Source organism: Pseudomonas sp. GW531-T4 (assembly GCF_017349615.1).
GTDB classification, from domain to species: Bacteria; Pseudomonadota; Gammaproteobacteria; order Pseudomonadales; family Pseudomonadaceae; genus Aquipseudomonas; species Aquipseudomonas chlororaphis_I.
Genome location: NZ_JACMZT010000011.1, coordinates 23,971 through 40,492, shown reverse-complemented (window position 1 = coordinate 40,492; position 16,522 = coordinate 23,971). Strand labels below are relative to the sequence as shown.

The window sequence follows — 16,522 nt, the reverse complement described above, 5'->3', positions numbered from 1 at the left end:
GTGTGTGCCTGCATCAGCACTCGATGATGTTGACTGCCAAACCGCCGCGGGCGGTTTCCTTGTATTTGCTTTTCATGTCGGCGCCGGTCTGGCGCATGGTGCGGATCACCTTGTCGAGGGAGACGAAGTGTTGTCCGTCACCCCGCAGGGCCATGCGCACGGCGTTGATCGCCTTGACCGAACCCATGGCGTTGCGCTCGATGCAGGGCACCTGCACCAGGCCGCCGATCGGGTCGCAGGTCAGGCCGAGGTTGTGTTCCATGCCGATCTCGGCGGCGTTTTCCACTTGTTGCACCGTACCGCCGAGCACTTCGCACAGGGCGCCGGCCGCCATCGAGCAGGCCACGCCGACCTCGCCCTGGCAGCCGACTTCGGCGCCGGAGATGGAGGCGTTTTCCTTGTAGAGAATGCCGATGGCGGCGGCGGTCAGCAGGAAACGCACCACCCCGTCTTCGTTGGCGCCGGGGATGAAGCGCATGTAGTAGTGCAGCACCGCCGGGATGATGCCGGCGGCGCCATTGGTGGGCGCGGTGACGACGCGCCCGCCGTTGGCGTTTTCTTCGTTGACCGCCAGGGCATACAGGTTGACCCAGTCCAGCACCGACAAGGAATCGCGCAAGGCCGCCTCGGGGTGTTTGCACAGCTGGCGGTGGAGGGCGGCCGCGCGGCGCTTGACCTTCAGGCCTCCCGGCAGGATCCCTTCATTGCGGCAGCCGGCATCCACGCAATCCTGCATCACTTGCCAGATCTTCAGCAGGCCGGCGCGGGTTTCCGCTTCCGGTCGCCAGGCGCTTTCGTTGGTCAGCATCACCTGGCTGATGGACAGGCCATAGGTGGTGCAATGGCCGAGCAAGTCCTTGGCGCTCTTGAAGGGGAAGGTCAGCTTGGTGGTGTCTTCGACGATGCGGTCGGCCCCCGCGGCGTCCTCGTCGACCACGAAGCCGCCGCCCACCGAGTAGTACTCGCGGCTGCGGATCTGCAACCCGGCGGCATCGAAAGCACGGAAGATCATGCCGTTGGGGTGGTAGGCCAGGGGCTTGCGGATCATGGCCAGGTGTTCTTTCTCGTTGAACGCGATGACGTGTTCGCCGAGCAGGGTCAAGCGTGCGCTGCTGCGTATTTCCTGCAGGCGCGCGGCGATGTTTTCGGTATTCACGGTATCCGGGTGTTCACCTTCCAGGCCCAGGAGCACGGCCTTGTCGCTGCCGTGGCCCTTGCCGGTGGCGCCGAGCGAGCCGTACAGCTCGACCTTGACGCAGGTGGTGGCGCCCAGCAGCCCGTCACGCCGCAGGCCTTCGACGAAGCGCGCGGCCGCGCGCATCGGGCCAACGGTGTGGGAGCTGGAGGGGCCGATGCCAATCTTGAACAGGTCGAACACGCTCAAGGACATGTTGGTTCTCCGGTTTCTTATTGTGTTGATCGGCACGCACGGGGGAAGCGGGTATTGCGGTTCGGTCTGGCCGGTATTCGTCGCCAGCCGCCTCGCTCCTACAGGTATACGCAGAAACCGTAGGAGCGAGGCTTGCCCGCGATGGACGGCGATGCCGTCTTAGGCGTCCTGATAGTTTTCGATCGACGGGCAGGCGCACACCAGGTTGCGGTCGCCGAACACGTTGTCGACGCGGCCGACCGGAGGCCAGTACTTGCCTTCGATCAGCGAGGCTACTGGATACACCGCCTGTTCACGGCTGTAGGGGTGCGACCACTCGCCAACGATTTCCGCCGCGGTGTGCGGGGCGTTTTTCAGCGGGTTGTCGTCCTTGTCCAGGCTGCCGTTTTCCACCGCGCGGATTTCTTCGCGGATGCGGATCATGGCGTCGCAGAAGCGGTCCAGTTCTTCCCTGGATTCGCTTTCGGTCGGCTCGATCATCAGGGTGCCGGCCACCGGGAACGACATGGTCGGGGCGTGGAAGCCGAAGTCGATCAGGCGCTTGGCGACGTCGTCGACGCTGATGCCGCTGCTGTCCTTGAGCGGGCGCAGGTCGAGGATGCACTCGTGGGCCACCAGGCCGTTGCTGCCGGTGTAGAGCACCGGGTAGTGCTCTTCCAGGCGACGGGAGATGTAGTTGGCGTTGAGGATCGCCAGCTGCGAGGCACGCTTGAGGCCTTCGCCGCCCATCATGCGGATGTACATCCAGGTGATCGGCAGGATGCTCGCGCTGCCGAACGGCGCGGCGCAGACCGCGCCTTCCTTGCGTTCCATGGCCGCGTGGCCCGGCAGGAACGGCGCCAGGTGCGACTTGACGCCGATCGGGCCGACGCCCGGGCCGCCACCGCCGTGGGGAATGCAGAAGGTCTTGTGCAGGTTCAGGTGCGACACGTCGCCGCCGAACTTGCCCGGGGCGCAGAGGCCGACCATGGCGTTCATGTTGGCGCCGTCGATGTACACCTGGCCGCCGTTGTCATGAATGATGCCGCAGATTTCGCGGATGCCTTCCTCGAACACGCCGTGGGTCGACGGGTAGGTGATCATCAGCGCGGCGAGGTGCTCGCGGTGCTCGATGGCCTTGGCCCGCAGGTCTTCGATATCGACGTTGCCACGGGCGTCGCAGGCGGTAACCACCACGCGCATGCCGGCCATGTTGGCGGTGGCCGGGTTGGTGCCGTGGGCGGACGAAGGGATCAGGCAGATGTCGCGACGGTCGTCGCCACGGCTCTGGTGATAGGCACGAATGGCCAAGAGGCCTGCGTATTCACCCTGGGAGCCGGCGTTCGGCTGCAGGGACACCGCGTCGTAGCCGGTGGCGGCGCAGAGCATGGCTTCCAGTTCGGACGTCAGTTGCTGGTAGCCGGCGCTTTGCTCGGCCGGAGCGAACGGGTGCAGGGCACCGAATTCGGCCCAGGTGATCGGGATCATTTCGCTGGCGGCGTTGAGCTTCATGGTGCACGAGCCCAGCGGGATCATGGTGCGGTCCAGGGCCAGGTCCTTGTCCGCCAGCTTGCGCAGGTAGCGCATCAGCTCGGTTTCCGAGTGATAGCGGTTGAACACCGGGTGGCTGAGGATCGCCGACTGACGCACCAGCGGCGCCGGGATACGGCTCTGTACGGTGCTGGCCAGCGCGGCGAAATCCGGCTGCGCCTGACCGTCGGCCAGCAGGCTCCACAGGGCCTCTACATCGGCCTGGCCGGTGGTTTCGTCGAGGGACAGACCCAGGCGTTCGGTGTCTATCACCCGCAGGTTGATGCGCTGGGCGCGGGCCTTGTCGTGCAGCGCCGAGGTGCGCGCGCCGGTGTGCAGGGTCAGGGTGTCGAAGAAGCTTTCCTGCTCGACCTTGATCCCCAGCTTGCTCAGGCCCTGGGCCAGGATCGCGGTCAGCTGGTGGATGCGCCGGGCAATCCGGGTCAGGCCTTTGGGGCCGTGGTACACGGCGTACATGCTGGCGATGTTGGCCAGCAGCACCTGGGCGGTGCAGATGTTGCTGGTGGCTTTCTCGCGACGGATATGTTGCTCGCGGGTCTGCATGGCCAGGCGCAGTGCCGGCTTGCCGAAACGGTCCACGGACACCCCGACCAGACGGCCCGGCATGTCGCGCTTGAACGCGTCCTTGGTGGAGAAGTAGGCCGCATGCGGGCCACCGAAGCCCAGTGGCACGCCGAAGCGCTGGGCGCTGCCGATGGCCACGTCGGCGCCGAATTCGCCCGGCGGGGTCAGCACGGTCAATGCCAGCAGGTCGGCGGCGACCGCCACCAGGGCGTTGGCGGCGTGGAAGCGCTCGGTCAGCTCGCGGTAGTCGAACAGGTCACCGTTGCTCGCCGGGTATTGCAGCAGGGCACCGAAGAACGGGCTGACGTCGGTCAGTTTGCGCTCGTCGCCGACCACCACGTCGATGCCCAGCGGCTCGGCACGGGTGCGCAGCACGTCGAGGGTTTGCGGGTGGCAATGGCTGGAGGCGAAGAAGGCGTGGCTGCCCTTGTTCTTGCTCAGGCGCTTGCAGAAGGTCATGGCTTCGGCGGCGGCGGTGGCTTCGTCGAGCAGGGAGGCGTTGGCGATCGGCAGGCCGGTGAGGTCGCTGATCAGGGTCTGGAAGTTCAGCAGCGCTTCCAGGCGGCCCTGGGAGATTTCTGGCTGGTACGGGGTGTAGGCGGTGTACCAGGCCGGGTTTTCCAGGAGGTTGCGCAGGATCGGCGACGGCGTGTGGCAGTTGTAGTAGCCCTGGCCGATGTAGGTCTTGAACAGCTGGTTCTTGGCAGCGATGGCCTTGATCGAGGCCAGTGCGTCGGCTTCGCTCTGCCCAGCGGGCAGGTCGAGGACGCTGGTGCCCTTGATGCTGTCGGGGATCACGCTGGCGCTCAGGGCTTCCAGGGAGTCGAAGCCCAGGCTGTTGAGCATGGCTTGCTCGTCGTCCTGGCGCGGGCCGATGTGGCGCGCGATGAATTCATTGGCGGTGCTCAGGTTGACTTGAGTCATGGCGGCTCCTCAGGCGTCGGCGTTGGCTTTGATCAGGCGGTCGTAGGCGTCCTGATCCAGCAGTTGGCCGACAGCGGCGGCGTCCGCGGGAATGAAGCGGAAGAACCAGCCTTCGCCCAGCGGGTCTTCGTTGACCAGCTCGGGGCTGGTGTCCAGGGCCGGGTTGGTTTCCACCACTTCCCCGTCCAGGGGCATGTACACGCCGCTGGCGGCTTTTACCGATTCCACGGTGGCGGCTTCAGCGCCCTTGTCGTAGGCCTGCAATTCCGGCAATTGCACGAACACCACATCGCCCAGGGCGTTTTGCGCGAAAGCCGTGATGCCGACGGTAACGCTGCCATCGGCTTCGGTACGCAGCCATTCGTGATCTTCAGTAAAACGCAACTCGCTCATGGAAACTCCTCAAGGGGCCAGATTCGTCTGGTGGACGCGATTGAATGCTCGTGCAAGGCCGAGCTGAATGGGTAAGCCCATAGCAAAAATGCGGCCAATGTTTTTAAGTTGTTATAAATCAATAAGTTATGAGTTTCTCCCGGCAGGCAAAAGTTGACAGCTGTAGCGAAATCGCTACAGCTGGAGCGTCAGGGAAAAGCCTATGGGGATCAAAGCCTTGCGTTGCGCCGATTACAACCGACTGTAGCGATATCGTTCCGCTGTAGCGCTTTCAGTACAGGTGGAGGTCGCTTTTCGCACTGTTTTTCTGTAGGAGCGAAGCTTGCTCGCGATGAGCCTGAGAGCGCTGCGCGGGCTCCAGGCACTGCGGCGCCGTTGAGATTTTTCGCGAGCAAGCTTCGCTCCTACAGAAGCAGAGCGGAAGCGACAGCCATCAGGCTTTCAGGGCTTGTTGGGAATGCCGTACTTGCGCAGGCGATGGGCGATGGCGGTGTGGGAGGTCTGCAGGCGGCTGGCCAGCTGGCGGGTCGAGGGGTAGTTGACGTACAGGCTTTCCAGCAGTGCCTTCTCGAACTCTTCGACGGCCTGTTCCAGGCTTTCGACTTCGGTGTCGTTCTGGCGTGCCACCGAGGTGCCGGCGATATCCAGGTCGCCGATGTCCACCAGGCTGCTTTCGCAGATCGCCGCCGCGCGGAAGATCACGTTCTGCAACTGGCGCACGTTACCCGGCCAGCGGTTGCCCAGCAGCGCCGGATAGGTGCCGGGCGCCAGGCGGCAGACCGGGCGCTGGATCTGCGCGCAGGCCTGCTGCATGAAATAGCGCGCCAGCAACAGGATGTCCTGGCCGCGCTCGCGCAGGGGCGGCACTTCCACATTCAGCACGTTGAGGCGATAGAACAGGTCTTCGCGAAAGGCGCCTTCGGCGACCATCTTTTCCAGGTCGCGGTGGGTGGCGCTGAGGATCCGCACATTGACCTTGACCTCACGGTCGCCGCCGACCCGGCGAAAGCTGCCGTCATTGAGAAAACGCAGCAGCTTGGCCTGCAAATAGGGCGACATTTCGCCGATCTCGTCGAGAAACACAGTGCCCTGGTTGGCCAGCTCCATCAGTCCCGGCTTGCCGCCGCGCTGGGCGCCGGTGAAGGCGCCGGGCGCATAGCCGAACAGCTCGCTTTCGGCGAGGTTTTCCGGCAGGGCGGCGCAGTTCAGCGCGAGAAACGGCGCGCCGTGCCGCGCACTGATGGCGTGGCAGGCCCGCGCCACCAGCTCCTTGCCGGTACCGGTTTCGCCCTGGATCAGCAGCGGTGCATCCAGCGCGGCGACGCGCTGGGCGCGGGCCTTGAGGGTACGGATGGCCGGCGAATCGCCGAGCAGGGCATCGAAGCCTTCGGCATGGTCGTGGTGCAGGGCCGACAGGCGCTCGCCGATGCGATTGGGCTGATACAGGGTCAGCAGCGCGCCGGCGTCGGTGATCGGCGTGGCGTCCAGCAGCAGGGTCTGGCCGTTGAGGGTGATTTCCCGCAGGGGCAGGCGAAAGCCCTGTTCCAGCAGGGTTTCCAGCAGCGCCGGGTCGTCGAACAGCTCGGCCACGCTTTCCCCGGCCGGCTCGCGGCCATACAGGGCGATCAGCGCCGGGTTGGCCAGCAGCACCTTGCCGGCGCTGTCCAGGGCCAGCACCGGGTCGGTCATCGCCGCCAGCAGGGCGTCGAGCTGCAGATGGCGACGCTGGCCGGGCAGGATGTCGACCACCGTCACCGCCTGCACGCCGCGCACGCTGAACAGCGCGTCGCGCAGCTCTTCCAGCACTTGTGGGCTGAGGGTCGGGGCGTCGATGTAGACGTTGGGCGGCACCATCTCCACCGCATCCAGGTTGAGGTTGCGCCCACCGAGCAGGGCCAGGACTTCCTGGGTGATACCGACGCGGTCGATAAAGCTGACGTGGATGCGCATGGGGCGGACAAGGGTTCTGGAAAACGGAGGGTGGCAAGTATGCCTTGGCGGACGCCATTGGTGAAATTCGCCGTGGCCACAGGCTTCTGTAGGAGCGAAGCTTGCTCGCGATGAACTAGAAGACACCGCGGCGGATCAGGCTACCCGCGTCATCCTTGACGACCATCGCGGGCAAGCCTCGCTCCTACAAGTCAGCGGGTAGGGGAAGCCCGCGACCCGCGGGCTGGGGTTACTCGAGATGTTCGGGTTTTACCGGGTCCCCGGATTTCACGTTCAACTGCACCCGCACATCCTCGAACATCGCGTCGTAGTGCTTGTGCACCGAACCGATGCTGCTCATTGCCTTGGGAATCCCGTACTTCTCGGCGATTTTCGTCACGTTGCTGGCGAAGTTGTACGCCTGATCCTTGGGCAGGAAGAAGGGTTCATCGACCGCTTTGCCCTGGATCGTTCCATGCATCTTGAACTGCATCCCCTTGCCTTCCTTGGGATCCTGCGCAACCTCGTAGTCGATGCAGATGTTGTAGCTGACATCGTCCTTGTTCAGCGCGTGTCGTTCGATGTGCAAATGACCGGGTTCGAACTGGGCCATGGTTCTCTCCTTTCAAGGCATGGGAGAGGGGCAGGCCTGGAACCTGCACCCTGAGTTTCTCTTATCGGTAGGTGATGCCCGGCTGGGCCGTGCTGATGCGCGTGCCGGCCTGGCCCTGGACGATCGCTTCGATGTCCGAGAGTGAACCGATCACTGCGACTTTTCCAGTATGGCGGGCGAACTCGCAGGCCGCCTGGACCTTTGGTCCCATGGAGCCGGCGGCGAAGCCGAGCTTTTCCATTTCGTCCGGGTGTGCCTGGGCAATGGCTTTCTGCGACGGCTTGCCCCAGTCGATAAAGGCCGCGTTGACGTCGGTGGCGATCACCAGCAGATCGGCCTCCAGCTGTTCGGCCAGCAGCGCCGAGCACAGGTCCTTGTCGATCACCGCCTCGATGCCCCTGAGCTTGCCATCCTCGCCATACATAGTGGGGATGCCGCCACCGCCGGCGCAGATCACGATACTGCTCTTTTCCAGCAGCCATTTGATCGGGCGGATTTCAAAGATGCGCTTGGGTTTCGGGCTGGCCACCACGCGGCGGTACTTGTCGCCATCGGGGGCGATGGCCCAGCCTTTTTCCTTGGCCAGTTTTTCCGCCTCTTCCTTGCTGTAGACCGGGCCGATGGGCTTGCTCGGGTTCTGGAACGCCGGGTCCTTGGCGTCGACCTCGACCTGGGTCAGCAGGGTGGCGAAGGGCACTTCGAAGTCCAGCAGGTTGCCCAGTTCCTGTTCGATGATGTAGCCGATCATGCCTTCGGTTTCGGCGCCTAGCACGTCCAGCGGGTAAGGTGACACCGAGGTGTAGGCCGCCGCCTGCAGCGACAGCAGGCCGACCTGCGGGCCGTTGCCGTGGGCGATCACCAGCTGGTTGCCGGGATGGATCTTGGCGATCTGTTCGGTGGCGATCCGGATATTGGCGCGTTGATTGTCCGCGGTCATGGGTTCACCACGGCGGAGCAGGGCGTTGCCGCCCAGTGCGACGACGATACGCATAATGCATTCCTTCCAGAATTCGGTGATCCCGTGGGCGCAAGTCGCGCGCCCATGGGGCGAGGGGCCGGCCGTCAGGCGGTCGGCCCGGTCATCGTGGTTACAGGTCGGCCAGGGTCGAGACCAGGATCGCCTTGATGGTGTGCATGCGGTTTTCCGCTTGCTCGAAGGCGATGCAGGCCGGCGACTCGAACACGTCGTCGGTCACTTCGATGCCGTTGGCCAGGTGCGGATACTGCTCGGCGATCTGCTTGCCGACCTTGGTATCGCTGTTGTGGAACGCCGGTAGGCAGTGCATGAACTTGGTCCGTGGGTTGCCGGTGGCCTTCATCAGCTCGGCGTTGACCTGGTACGGCAGCAGTTGCTGGATACGTTCGGCCCAGGCTTCCACTGGCTCGCCCATCGATACCCAGACGTCGGTATGGATGAAGTCGACGCCCTTGACCGCGGCTTTCGGGTCTTCGGTCAGGGTGATGCGGGCGCCGCTTTCTTCCGCGTACTTCTTGCAGCGGCTGACCAGGTCGTCATGGGGCCACAGGGCTTTGGGCGCGCAGATGCGCACGTCCATGCCGAGCTTGGCGCCCACCAGCAGCAGCGAGTTGCCCATGTTGTTGCGGGCGTCGCCCAGATAGGCGTAGCTGATGTCGTGGATCGGCTTGTCGGCATGCTCACGCATGGTCAGCACGTCGGCGATCATCTGGGTCGGGTGGTATTCGTCGGTCAGGCCGTTGAACACCGGCACCCCGGCGAACTTCGCCAGTTCTTCGACGATTTCCTGCTTGAAGCCGCGGTACTCGATGGCGTCGTACATGCGCCCGAGCACGCGGGCGGTGTCCTTCATGCTTTCCTTGTGGCCGATCTGCGACGAGTTCGGGTCGATGTAGGTGACGTTGGCGCCCTGGTCATAGGCGGCGACCTCGAAGGCGCAGCGGGTACGGGTCGAGGTTTTCTCGAAGATCAGGGCGATGTTGTTGCCCTTGAGGTGCTGCTGCTCGGTGCCGGTGTACTTGGCGCGCTTGAGGTCGCGGGACAGGTCGAGCAGGTAGCGCAGCTCGCGCGCGGTGTGGTGCTCGAGGCTCAGCAGGTTACGGTTGTGGATGTTGAAAGCCATGATGGATCTCCTTTGATTTCGGTCGTCCACTTGCCGAGGCCCTTCGTGGGGGCAACGGCAAGCTGCTATGTCGGAATAAGAGGCGCTTAGTAATCGATCGGGTCGCGGATGATCGGGCAGGTCATGCAGTGGCCGCCGCCACGGCCACGGCCGAGTTCGCTGGCGCTGATGGTGATCACTTCCACCCCGGCCTTGCGCAGCAGGGTGTTGGTGTAGGTGTTGCGGTCATAGCCGATGACCACGCCCGGTTCCAGGGCCACCACGTTGTTGCCGTCGTCCCACTGTTCGCGTTCGGCGGCGAAGCTGTTGCCGCCGGTCTCCACCACGCGCAGTTGCTTGAGGTTGAGGGATTCGGCCACCACCTCGATGAACGATTTGTTCTCCCGTCGCACGTCCATGCCATAGGGCTTGCTGGTGTCGGGGCGGATGACGAACGGCACGATTTCCTTGACCACTTCCGGGAAGACCGTGACCAGGTCGCGGTCGCAGAAGCTGAACACGGTGTCCAGGTGCATCGCCGCGCGGGATTTCGGCAGGCCGGCGACCACGACTTTTTCCACCGCGCCCTTGGCGAACAGGGATTGCGCAAGCTGGCCGATGGCCTGGCGCGAAGTCCGCTCGCCCATGCCGATCAGCACCACGCCATTGCCGATCGGCATGACGTCGCCACCCTCAAGGGTGGCCTGGCCGTGATCCTTGTCCGGGTCGCCGTACCAGATCTCGAAGTCGGCGTGGGTGAACTCGGGATGGAACTTGTAGATGGCGCTGGCCAGCAGGGTTTCCTGGCGCCGGGCCGGCCAGTACATCGGGTTGAGTGTCACGCCGCCGTAGATCCAGCAGGTGGTGTCGCGGGTGAACTGGGTGTTGGGCAGCGGCGGCAGCAGGAAGCTGGAGTGGCCCAGGTAGTCGCGGTACATCTTGATCACGCTGGCGCCTTCGCTTTCCGGCAGGTCCTCGCCGGCCACGCCGCCGATCAGGAACTCGGCCAGCTTGCGCGGCTCCAGGCTTTCGAGCCAGCTGCGCACTTCGTTGGTCAGGCCGACGCCGACGGTGTCGGGGGTGATCTTGCGATCCAGGATCCACTTCAGGGCTTCGGGGTTCTGCACCGTATCGGTCAGCAGGTTGTGCATTTCCAGGACTTCGATCCCACGCTCGCGCATTTTGGTGACGAAGTCGAAATGGTCGCGCTTGGCCTGGTTGACCCAGATCACATCATCGAACAGCAGTTCATCGCAGTTGTTCGGGGTCAGCCGCTGATGGGCCAGGCCTGGGGAGCAAACCATGACTTTGCGCAGTTTGCCGGCTTCGGAATGGACGCCGTACTTAACTTTTTCCGTGGTCATTACAGTGATCCTCCAGAGGTAGAAACAATCGTGCGGTTACAGGGTCAGGAAGCCGTCGTAGAGCCCATAGGCGGCCACCAGGGCGCCTATGACCACTGCGGCGAAAATCAGCTTCTCGACGTTGGTGAAAATCGGTTTGCCCAACTCCAGCTTGGCCTTGGCGAACAGGATCGCGCCGGGGGCGTAGAGCAGGGCGGAGAGCAGCAGGTACTTGACCCCGCCGGCGTACAGCAGCCAGATCGCGTAGATCAGGGCGATGGAGCCGATCAACAGGTCTTTCTTGCGTTCGGCCAGGGCCGCCTCATAGGTCTCGCTGCGCACCGCCAGCAGCACGGCATAGGCCGCCGACCACAGGTAGGGCACCAGGATCATCGAGGTGGCGAGGTAGATCAGCGACAGGTAGGTGCTGGCCGAGAACAGGGTGATGACCAGGAATATCTGCACCATGGCGTTGGTCAGCCACAGGGCGTTGACCGGCACATGGTTGGCGTTCTCCTTGCGCAGGAACTCCGGCATGGTGTGGTCCTTGGCCGCGGCGAACATGATCTCCGCGCACAGCAGCACCCACGACAGCAGCGCCCCCAGCAGCGAGATGATCAGGCCGACGCTGATCAGCACCGCGCCCCAGTGGCCGACCACATGCTCCAGCACCGCCGCCATCGACGGGTTCTGCAGCTTCGCCAGTTCCGGCTGGGTCATGATGCCCAGCGACAGCACGTTCACCAGCACCAGGAACAGCAGCACGGTGATGAAGCCGATCACGGTGGCCTTGCCCACGTCCGAGCGTTTTTCCGCGCGGGAGGAGAAGATGCTCGCGCCTTCGATGCCGATGAACACCCAGACGGTGACCAGCATCATGTTGCGCACCTGGTTCATCACGCTGCCCAGGTCGGGGTTCTTCATGCCCCAGATGTCCGCGGTGAAGATGTCCAGCTTGAAGGCGAACAGGGCGATCAGCACGAACAGCAGCAGCGGCACCACTTTGGCGACCGTGGTCACCAGGTTGATGAAGGCCGCCTCCTTGATCCCGCGCAGCACCAGAAAGTGCACGGCCCACAGCAGGACCGAGGCGCCGATTACCGCGGCCGGGGTGTTGCCCTCACCGAAGATCGGAAAGAAGTAGCCCAGGGTGCTGAACAGCAGCACGAAGTAGCCGACGTTGCCCAGCCAGGCGCTGATCCAGTAGCCCCAGGCGGACGAAAAGCCCATGTAGTCGCCGAAGCCGGCCTTGGCATAGGCGTAGACACCGCCGTCCAGATCAGGCTTGCGGTTGGCCAGGGTTTGAAACACGAAAGCCAGCGTCAACATACCGACAGCGGTAATAGCCCAGCCAATAAGAACAGCGCCTACATCGGCACTTGCCGCCATGTTTTGTGGCAAGGAAAAGATCCCGCCGCCAATCATCGAGCCGACTACCAAGGCGACTAACGCACCAAGTCGTAGTTTTCCGGGAGTGTCAGACATTGCGTGACTCCATTGCAGGAGAAGAGAGACGTCAGAGTAGATCTGCGCGTAATACAAACAGCTGACTTAGATCAGGTCATCGCTACATTCCATTGTGAATGAATGACTTAAGCAGTCTTTGCTTTCGCCGGCAGGATGCCTGGAAGTGCCATTACTGAAGGCCTGGAAGGCTGGATGACAGGGCTTCTCATTGATGCCAGATTGAAACTAGTCCGCTTTCAAGAATGCGCAACTAGTAAAAAAGTTATAAAGGGGGTGGCCGGTTGATGGCATTCAGTCTTTACAAAAAATAAAACTCGCCAAGATTCAGTAAGTTCTGATCGGAGTCATGTCATTGGATCCATAAAAGATCAATAATTGACTCTTTTAGTTCGTTGCCAGCGTGTGGAAGTAATTTATTTGCATATAGTTTGGTTGTCGGACAATTGGACTGCACGCAGAGGTAGGCATGCCACAAACCACGCAAAAACTGCGACTCGGCGCCCTGATCGCGCTGGTGGTGGGTTCGATGATTGGCGGCGGGATCTTTTCCTTGCCGCAGAACATGGCGGCCCGGGCCGACGCGGGGGCGATCCTCATCGGTTGGGCGATCACCGCCGTGGGCATGCTGACCCTGGCCTTCGTCTTCCAGACCCTGGCCAACCGCAAGCCTGAACTCGATTCGGGGGTGTACGCCTACGCCAAGGCCGGCTTCGGCGACTACATGGGGTTCTCGTCCGCCTGGGGCTACTGGATCAGCGCCTGGCTGGGCAACGTCGGCTACTTCGTGCTGCTGTTCAGCACCCTGGGCTATTTCTTCCCGGTGTTTGGCCAGGGCAACACCCCGGTGGCCATCGCCTGCGCCTCGGTCTTGCTGTGGGCGGTGCATTTCCTGGTGCTGCGCGGGATCAAGGAAGCGGCCTTCATCAACCTGCTGACCACCGTGGCCAAGATCGTGCCGCTGGTGATGTTCATCGTGATTGCCGCGGTGGCGTTCAAGGCGGACATTTTCACCCGCGACATCTGGGGCCGCGGCAACCCGAACTTCGGCGGGGTGATGGACCAGGTGCGCAACATGATGCTGGTCACGGTCTTCGTGTTCATCGGCATCGAAGGCGCCAGCGTTTATTCGGCCCGGGCCGAAAAGCGCGCGGATGTCGGCCGGGCCACGGTGATCGGTTTTATCGGAGTGCTGGCCCTGCTGGTGCTGGTCAATGTGCTGTCCCTGGGGATCATGAGCCAGCCGGAACTGGCGACCTTGCAGAACCCGTCCTTGGCGGCGGTGTTGGAGCACATCGTCGGCCCCTGGGGGGCGTTGCTGATCAGCGTCGGCCTGGCGGTTTCCCTGCTCGGTGCCTTGCTGTCCTGGGCGCTGCTGTGTGCCGAAATTCTGTTCGCCACCGCCCGCGACCGGACCATGCCGGCCTTCCTGAAAAAGGAAAACGCCAACCACGTACCGGTCAATGCCCTGTGGCTGACCAACAGCATGATCCAGGTGTTTTTGCTGATCACCCTGTTCTCCGCCGGGACCTACACCAGCCTGATCTACCTCGCCTCGTCGATGATCCTGGTGCCTTACCTGTGGTCGGCGGCCTACGCGGTGCTGCTCAGTGGCCGTGGCGAAACCTACGAACATGCCTCGGCCGAGCGCATGAAAGACCTGTGCATCGGTGGCGTGGCCCTGTGTTATGCGGTGTGGCTGTTGTACGCCGGCGGGGTCAAGTACCTGCTGCTGTCGGCCCTGCTGTATGCCCCGGGGGTGATCCTGTTCGCCAAGGCCAAGCGCGAGCAGGGCGAGCCGTTGTTCACCGGTATCGAGAAAGGCATTTTCGCCTGTGTGGTCGCCGGGGCCAGCCTGGCCGCCTATGGCCTGTACAGCGGTGTGCTGTCGCTGTGAGGCTCGCTTACCAGCCGCCCTATGACTGGCCGGCGATGCTGGCGTTTCTCCGGGCGCGGGCCATCGCCGGGCAGGAGACCGTCAGCGGCGACCGCTATTCGCGCAGCATCAGCCTCGATGGCGTCCACGGCTGGTTCAGCGTGGGCCCGGGCGACAGCGATACGCTGGCCCTGACCCTGGACTTTCCCGACCCGCAAGCCTATGCACGGATCGTGGCGCGCATCCGCCGCCTGCTGGACCTGGACACCGACCTGGCGCCGATTCATCGGCAACTGTCCGTCGACCCGCTGATGGCCCGTTTGATCGCCTCGCGGCCGGGGCTGCGCGTGCCCGGCGCCTGGGACGGTTTCGAGCTGGCAGTGCGCGCGGTGCTGGGGCAGCAGATCACGGTGGTGGCGGCCATCCGTCTGGCGGGCAAGCTGGTGGCGCAATATGGCCAGCCATTGAGCTGCGTGGGGGCGCCGGCGGGGTTGAGCCATGTGTTTCCTGAGCCGGGGCGAATGGCGGGCGCCGACCTGGCGAGCCTGGGCATGCCGCGCAGCCGGGGGCGGACCCTGTCCGGCGTGGCGCAGGCGCTGCTCGACGATCCGCAGCTGTTTGCTCCCAAGGCCAGCCTCGAACACAGCCTGTCCGCCTTGCGGGCGCTATGGGGTGTCGGCGACTGGACCGCGCATTACGTGGCCCTGCGCCAGTTCCGCGAAGCGGATGCCTTCCCTGCGGCGGACGTGGGCCTGCTCAATGCCCTGGCGGCGCTCGAAGGCGGGCCGGTCAGCGCCAGCCAGCTGCTGGCCCGCGCCGAGGCCTGGCGGCCATGGCGCGGTTACGCGGCGCAGCACCTGTGGACGGCCTTGTAATCCCCCCGCACCTGTAGCCGCTGCCGAGCACCGCGAGGCAGCGATCGGCTGCGCAGCGGCCGTAAAACAGGCGGCGCGTTACGTCATTCATACCGCATGCGCAGGCTTGGCGAGGACTACGTCCTCGATCGCAGCCTCGCAGGCTCGGCAGCGGCTACAGGGCTACAGGGCTACAGGGCTACGAGCATTACCATTTCGGGCGATGGGCGCCCAGGTCGCTGGCGGGGTAGGCCCATTGCAGGGGCGTGCCGCTGATCTGCAGGGGTACTTGCAGGCGATAGGCCGGGCCCCAGGAGGTCTGCTCCACCAGCAACCCCTGGTCGTCCTGGTCTTCGGCGCGCAAGGCGGGCTCGGCGTTGCCAGGGGCGTGCTCGATCAACAGCTTGGCGGTCCGCGCCAGCGACAGCCGTGCGCTGCCGACGGCCCCGGTTTTCAGTCGTTCGTTCAGGGTGCGGATCGCGGCGGCGGCCATCAGGTAGCCGGTGGCGTGGTCCAGGGCCTGCACCGGCAGCGGTACCGGTTTTTCGGCCTGCTGCCAGCGCTGGCCGGCCTCGGCAATGCCGCTGCTCATCTGCACCAGGCTGTCGAAGCCACGGCGGTTCTGCCAGGGGCCGCTCCAGCCATAGGCGTTCAGGCACACATCGATCAGCTCCGGGGCGAGGCGCTGGCGCTCGGCCGCGCCGTAGCCGAGGCGTTCCAGGGCATCGGCGCGGTAGCCGTGCAGCAGCAGGTCGGCTTCCCTCAGCAGGCTTTCGAAGACCTGGCGATCGGCGGCGTCGTGCAGGTTCAGGCGGGCGCAGCGTTTGCCCAGGGTGACTTCCGGGACCACGCCGGGCTCGTTCCACTCCGGCGGGTCGATGCGCAGCACGTCGGCGCCCAGCCCGGCCAGAAAGCGGCTGGCGATGGGGCCGGCCAGCACCCGGGTCAGGTCCAGCACCTTGATCCCGGCCAGGGGGCGTGACAGCGACCCGCGCCAGGGCTGCGCGGCGTCTGCACCTTGCTTCACGTAGTGCACCAGGGGCTCGGCATTCACGGCCTGCCCCTGGGGATGGGCTTGCCACTCGGCCCAGCTGCGCATTTCGGCGGCGCAGCCACCTGCCTCGACCACCGCCTGCTCCAGGTCGCTCTTGTTCCACTGCGCAACCTTGGCGGCCATGGCCGGCCGGTCCGCGACCCGGCCGAGTACCTGTTCGGCCGCCTGGCGATGATGGGGCGCATTGGTGTGCAGGCGAATCCAGCCGTCCTGGGTGGCGTAGTCGCCGGCGACCGGGTCCCACAGCGGCGGCACGCTCCAGCCCAGCGGCCGCAGGGAGGTGGCGAACCAGAAGGAGGCCAGGCGTCGGTCGACGCTCAGGGTGGGCATGCGCCCGGTCTGGCTGAACAGCAGCCCGGCCGCCGCCTGGCCGGCCGCGGCGATGCTGGCGCTGGCCAGTTCGGTCACGGCGAAGGCCGAGGGCAGGGCGCCGCTCGAGGTCAAGGCAATCGGGGTAAGAGGCAAGCCAAGCGCGGCTTGAACAGACGACAGCACATCGGTCATTGCAGG

General features: G+C 64.4%; 12 protein-coding genes. 2 read left to right on the top strand and 10 right to left on the bottom strand.

The annotated features are described in order from the left end of the window. Positions 1-13: 13 nt before the first annotated feature. The 9 genes from J4D28_RS11295 to arcD (J4D28_RS11255) all read right to left on the bottom strand — a co-directional run bounded on the left by J4D28_RS11295 (position 14) and on the right by arcD (J4D28_RS11255) (position 12,249). The gene (locus J4D28_RS11295; protein WP_028683221.1) at positions 14-1,390 is read right to left on the bottom strand and encodes an L-serine ammonia-lyase; all 1,377 of its coding nucleotides are present in this window, start codon (positions 1,388-1,390) and stop codon (positions 14-16) included. 159 nt (positions 1,391-1,549) lie between these two features. Next, positions 1,550-4,408: an aminomethyl-transferring glycine dehydrogenase gene (gene gcvP / locus J4D28_RS11290; protein WP_103331520.1), complete on the bottom strand. Its 2,859-nt coding sequence runs from the start codon at positions 4,406-4,408 to the stop codon at positions 1,550-1,552. 9 nt (positions 4,409-4,417) lie between these two features. Continuing rightward, positions 4,418-4,801: a glycine cleavage system protein GcvH gene (gcvH, locus tag J4D28_RS11285; protein ID WP_009050426.1), complete on the bottom strand. Its 384-nt coding sequence runs from the start codon at positions 4,799-4,801 to the stop codon at positions 4,418-4,420. Between the two features lie 441 nt (positions 4,802-5,242). Then, a complete protein-coding gene (locus J4D28_RS11280) occupies positions 5,243-6,751 on the bottom strand; it encodes a sigma-54-dependent transcriptional regulator (RefSeq protein WP_038634446.1) in 1,509 nt (502 codons plus the stop codon). 229 nt (positions 6,752-6,980) lie between these two features. Beyond that, positions 6,981-7,343, bottom strand: coding sequence for a DUF5064 family protein (locus J4D28_RS11275; protein ID WP_009050424.1), 363 nt, complete (start codon positions 7,341-7,343; stop codon positions 6,981-6,983). Positions 7,344-7,404: 61 nt separating this feature from the next. Continuing rightward, complete coding sequence (gene arcC, locus J4D28_RS11270; RefSeq protein WP_009050423.1) at positions 7,405-8,334, bottom strand: carbamate kinase; 930 nt, start codon at positions 8,332-8,334, stop codon at positions 7,405-7,407. A gap of 97 nt (positions 8,335-8,431) precedes the next feature. Beyond that, entirely contained in the window at positions 8,432-9,442 is a 1,011-nt protein-coding gene (locus tag J4D28_RS11265) for an ornithine carbamoyltransferase (protein ID WP_009050422.1), read from the bottom strand. Positions 9,443-9,528: 86 nt separating this feature from the next. Beyond that, positions 9,529-10,785, bottom strand: coding sequence for an arginine deiminase (gene arcA, locus J4D28_RS11260; RefSeq protein ID WP_009050421.1), 1,257 nt, complete (start codon positions 10,783-10,785; stop codon positions 9,529-9,531). A 36-nt stretch (positions 10,786-10,821) separates the two neighbouring features. Beyond that, complete coding sequence (arcD, locus tag J4D28_RS11255; protein ID WP_009050420.1) at positions 10,822-12,249, bottom strand: arginine-ornithine antiporter; 1,428 nt, start codon at positions 12,247-12,249, stop codon at positions 10,822-10,824. 448 nt (positions 12,250-12,697) lie between these two features. Between arcD (J4D28_RS11255) and arcD (J4D28_RS11250) the strand changes: the two genes are divergently transcribed. Both arcD (J4D28_RS11250) and J4D28_RS11245 read left to right on the top strand, forming a co-directional pair. Beyond that, positions 12,698-14,125, top strand: coding sequence for an arginine-ornithine antiporter (gene arcD, locus J4D28_RS11250; RefSeq protein WP_009050419.1), 1,428 nt, complete (start codon positions 12,698-12,700; stop codon positions 14,123-14,125). Then, positions 14,122-14,979 carry a DNA-3-methyladenine glycosylase gene (locus tag J4D28_RS11245; protein WP_103331519.1) on the top strand — a complete coding sequence of 286 codons (858 nt, stop codon included), beginning with the start codon at positions 14,122-14,124 and terminating at the stop codon, positions 14,977-14,979. The genes arcD (J4D28_RS11250) and J4D28_RS11245 overlap by 4 nt, the downstream gene beginning before the upstream one ends. A gap of 187 nt (positions 14,980-15,166) precedes the next feature. Here J4D28_RS11245 and J4D28_RS11240 read toward each other — a convergent pair whose 3' ends face one another. Next, the gene (locus J4D28_RS11240) at positions 15,167-16,516 is read right to left on the bottom strand and encodes a CoA transferase (protein ID WP_103331518.1); all 1,350 of its coding nucleotides are present in this window, start codon (positions 16,514-16,516) and stop codon (positions 15,167-15,169) included. Positions 16,517-16,522 lie beyond the last annotated feature (6 nt).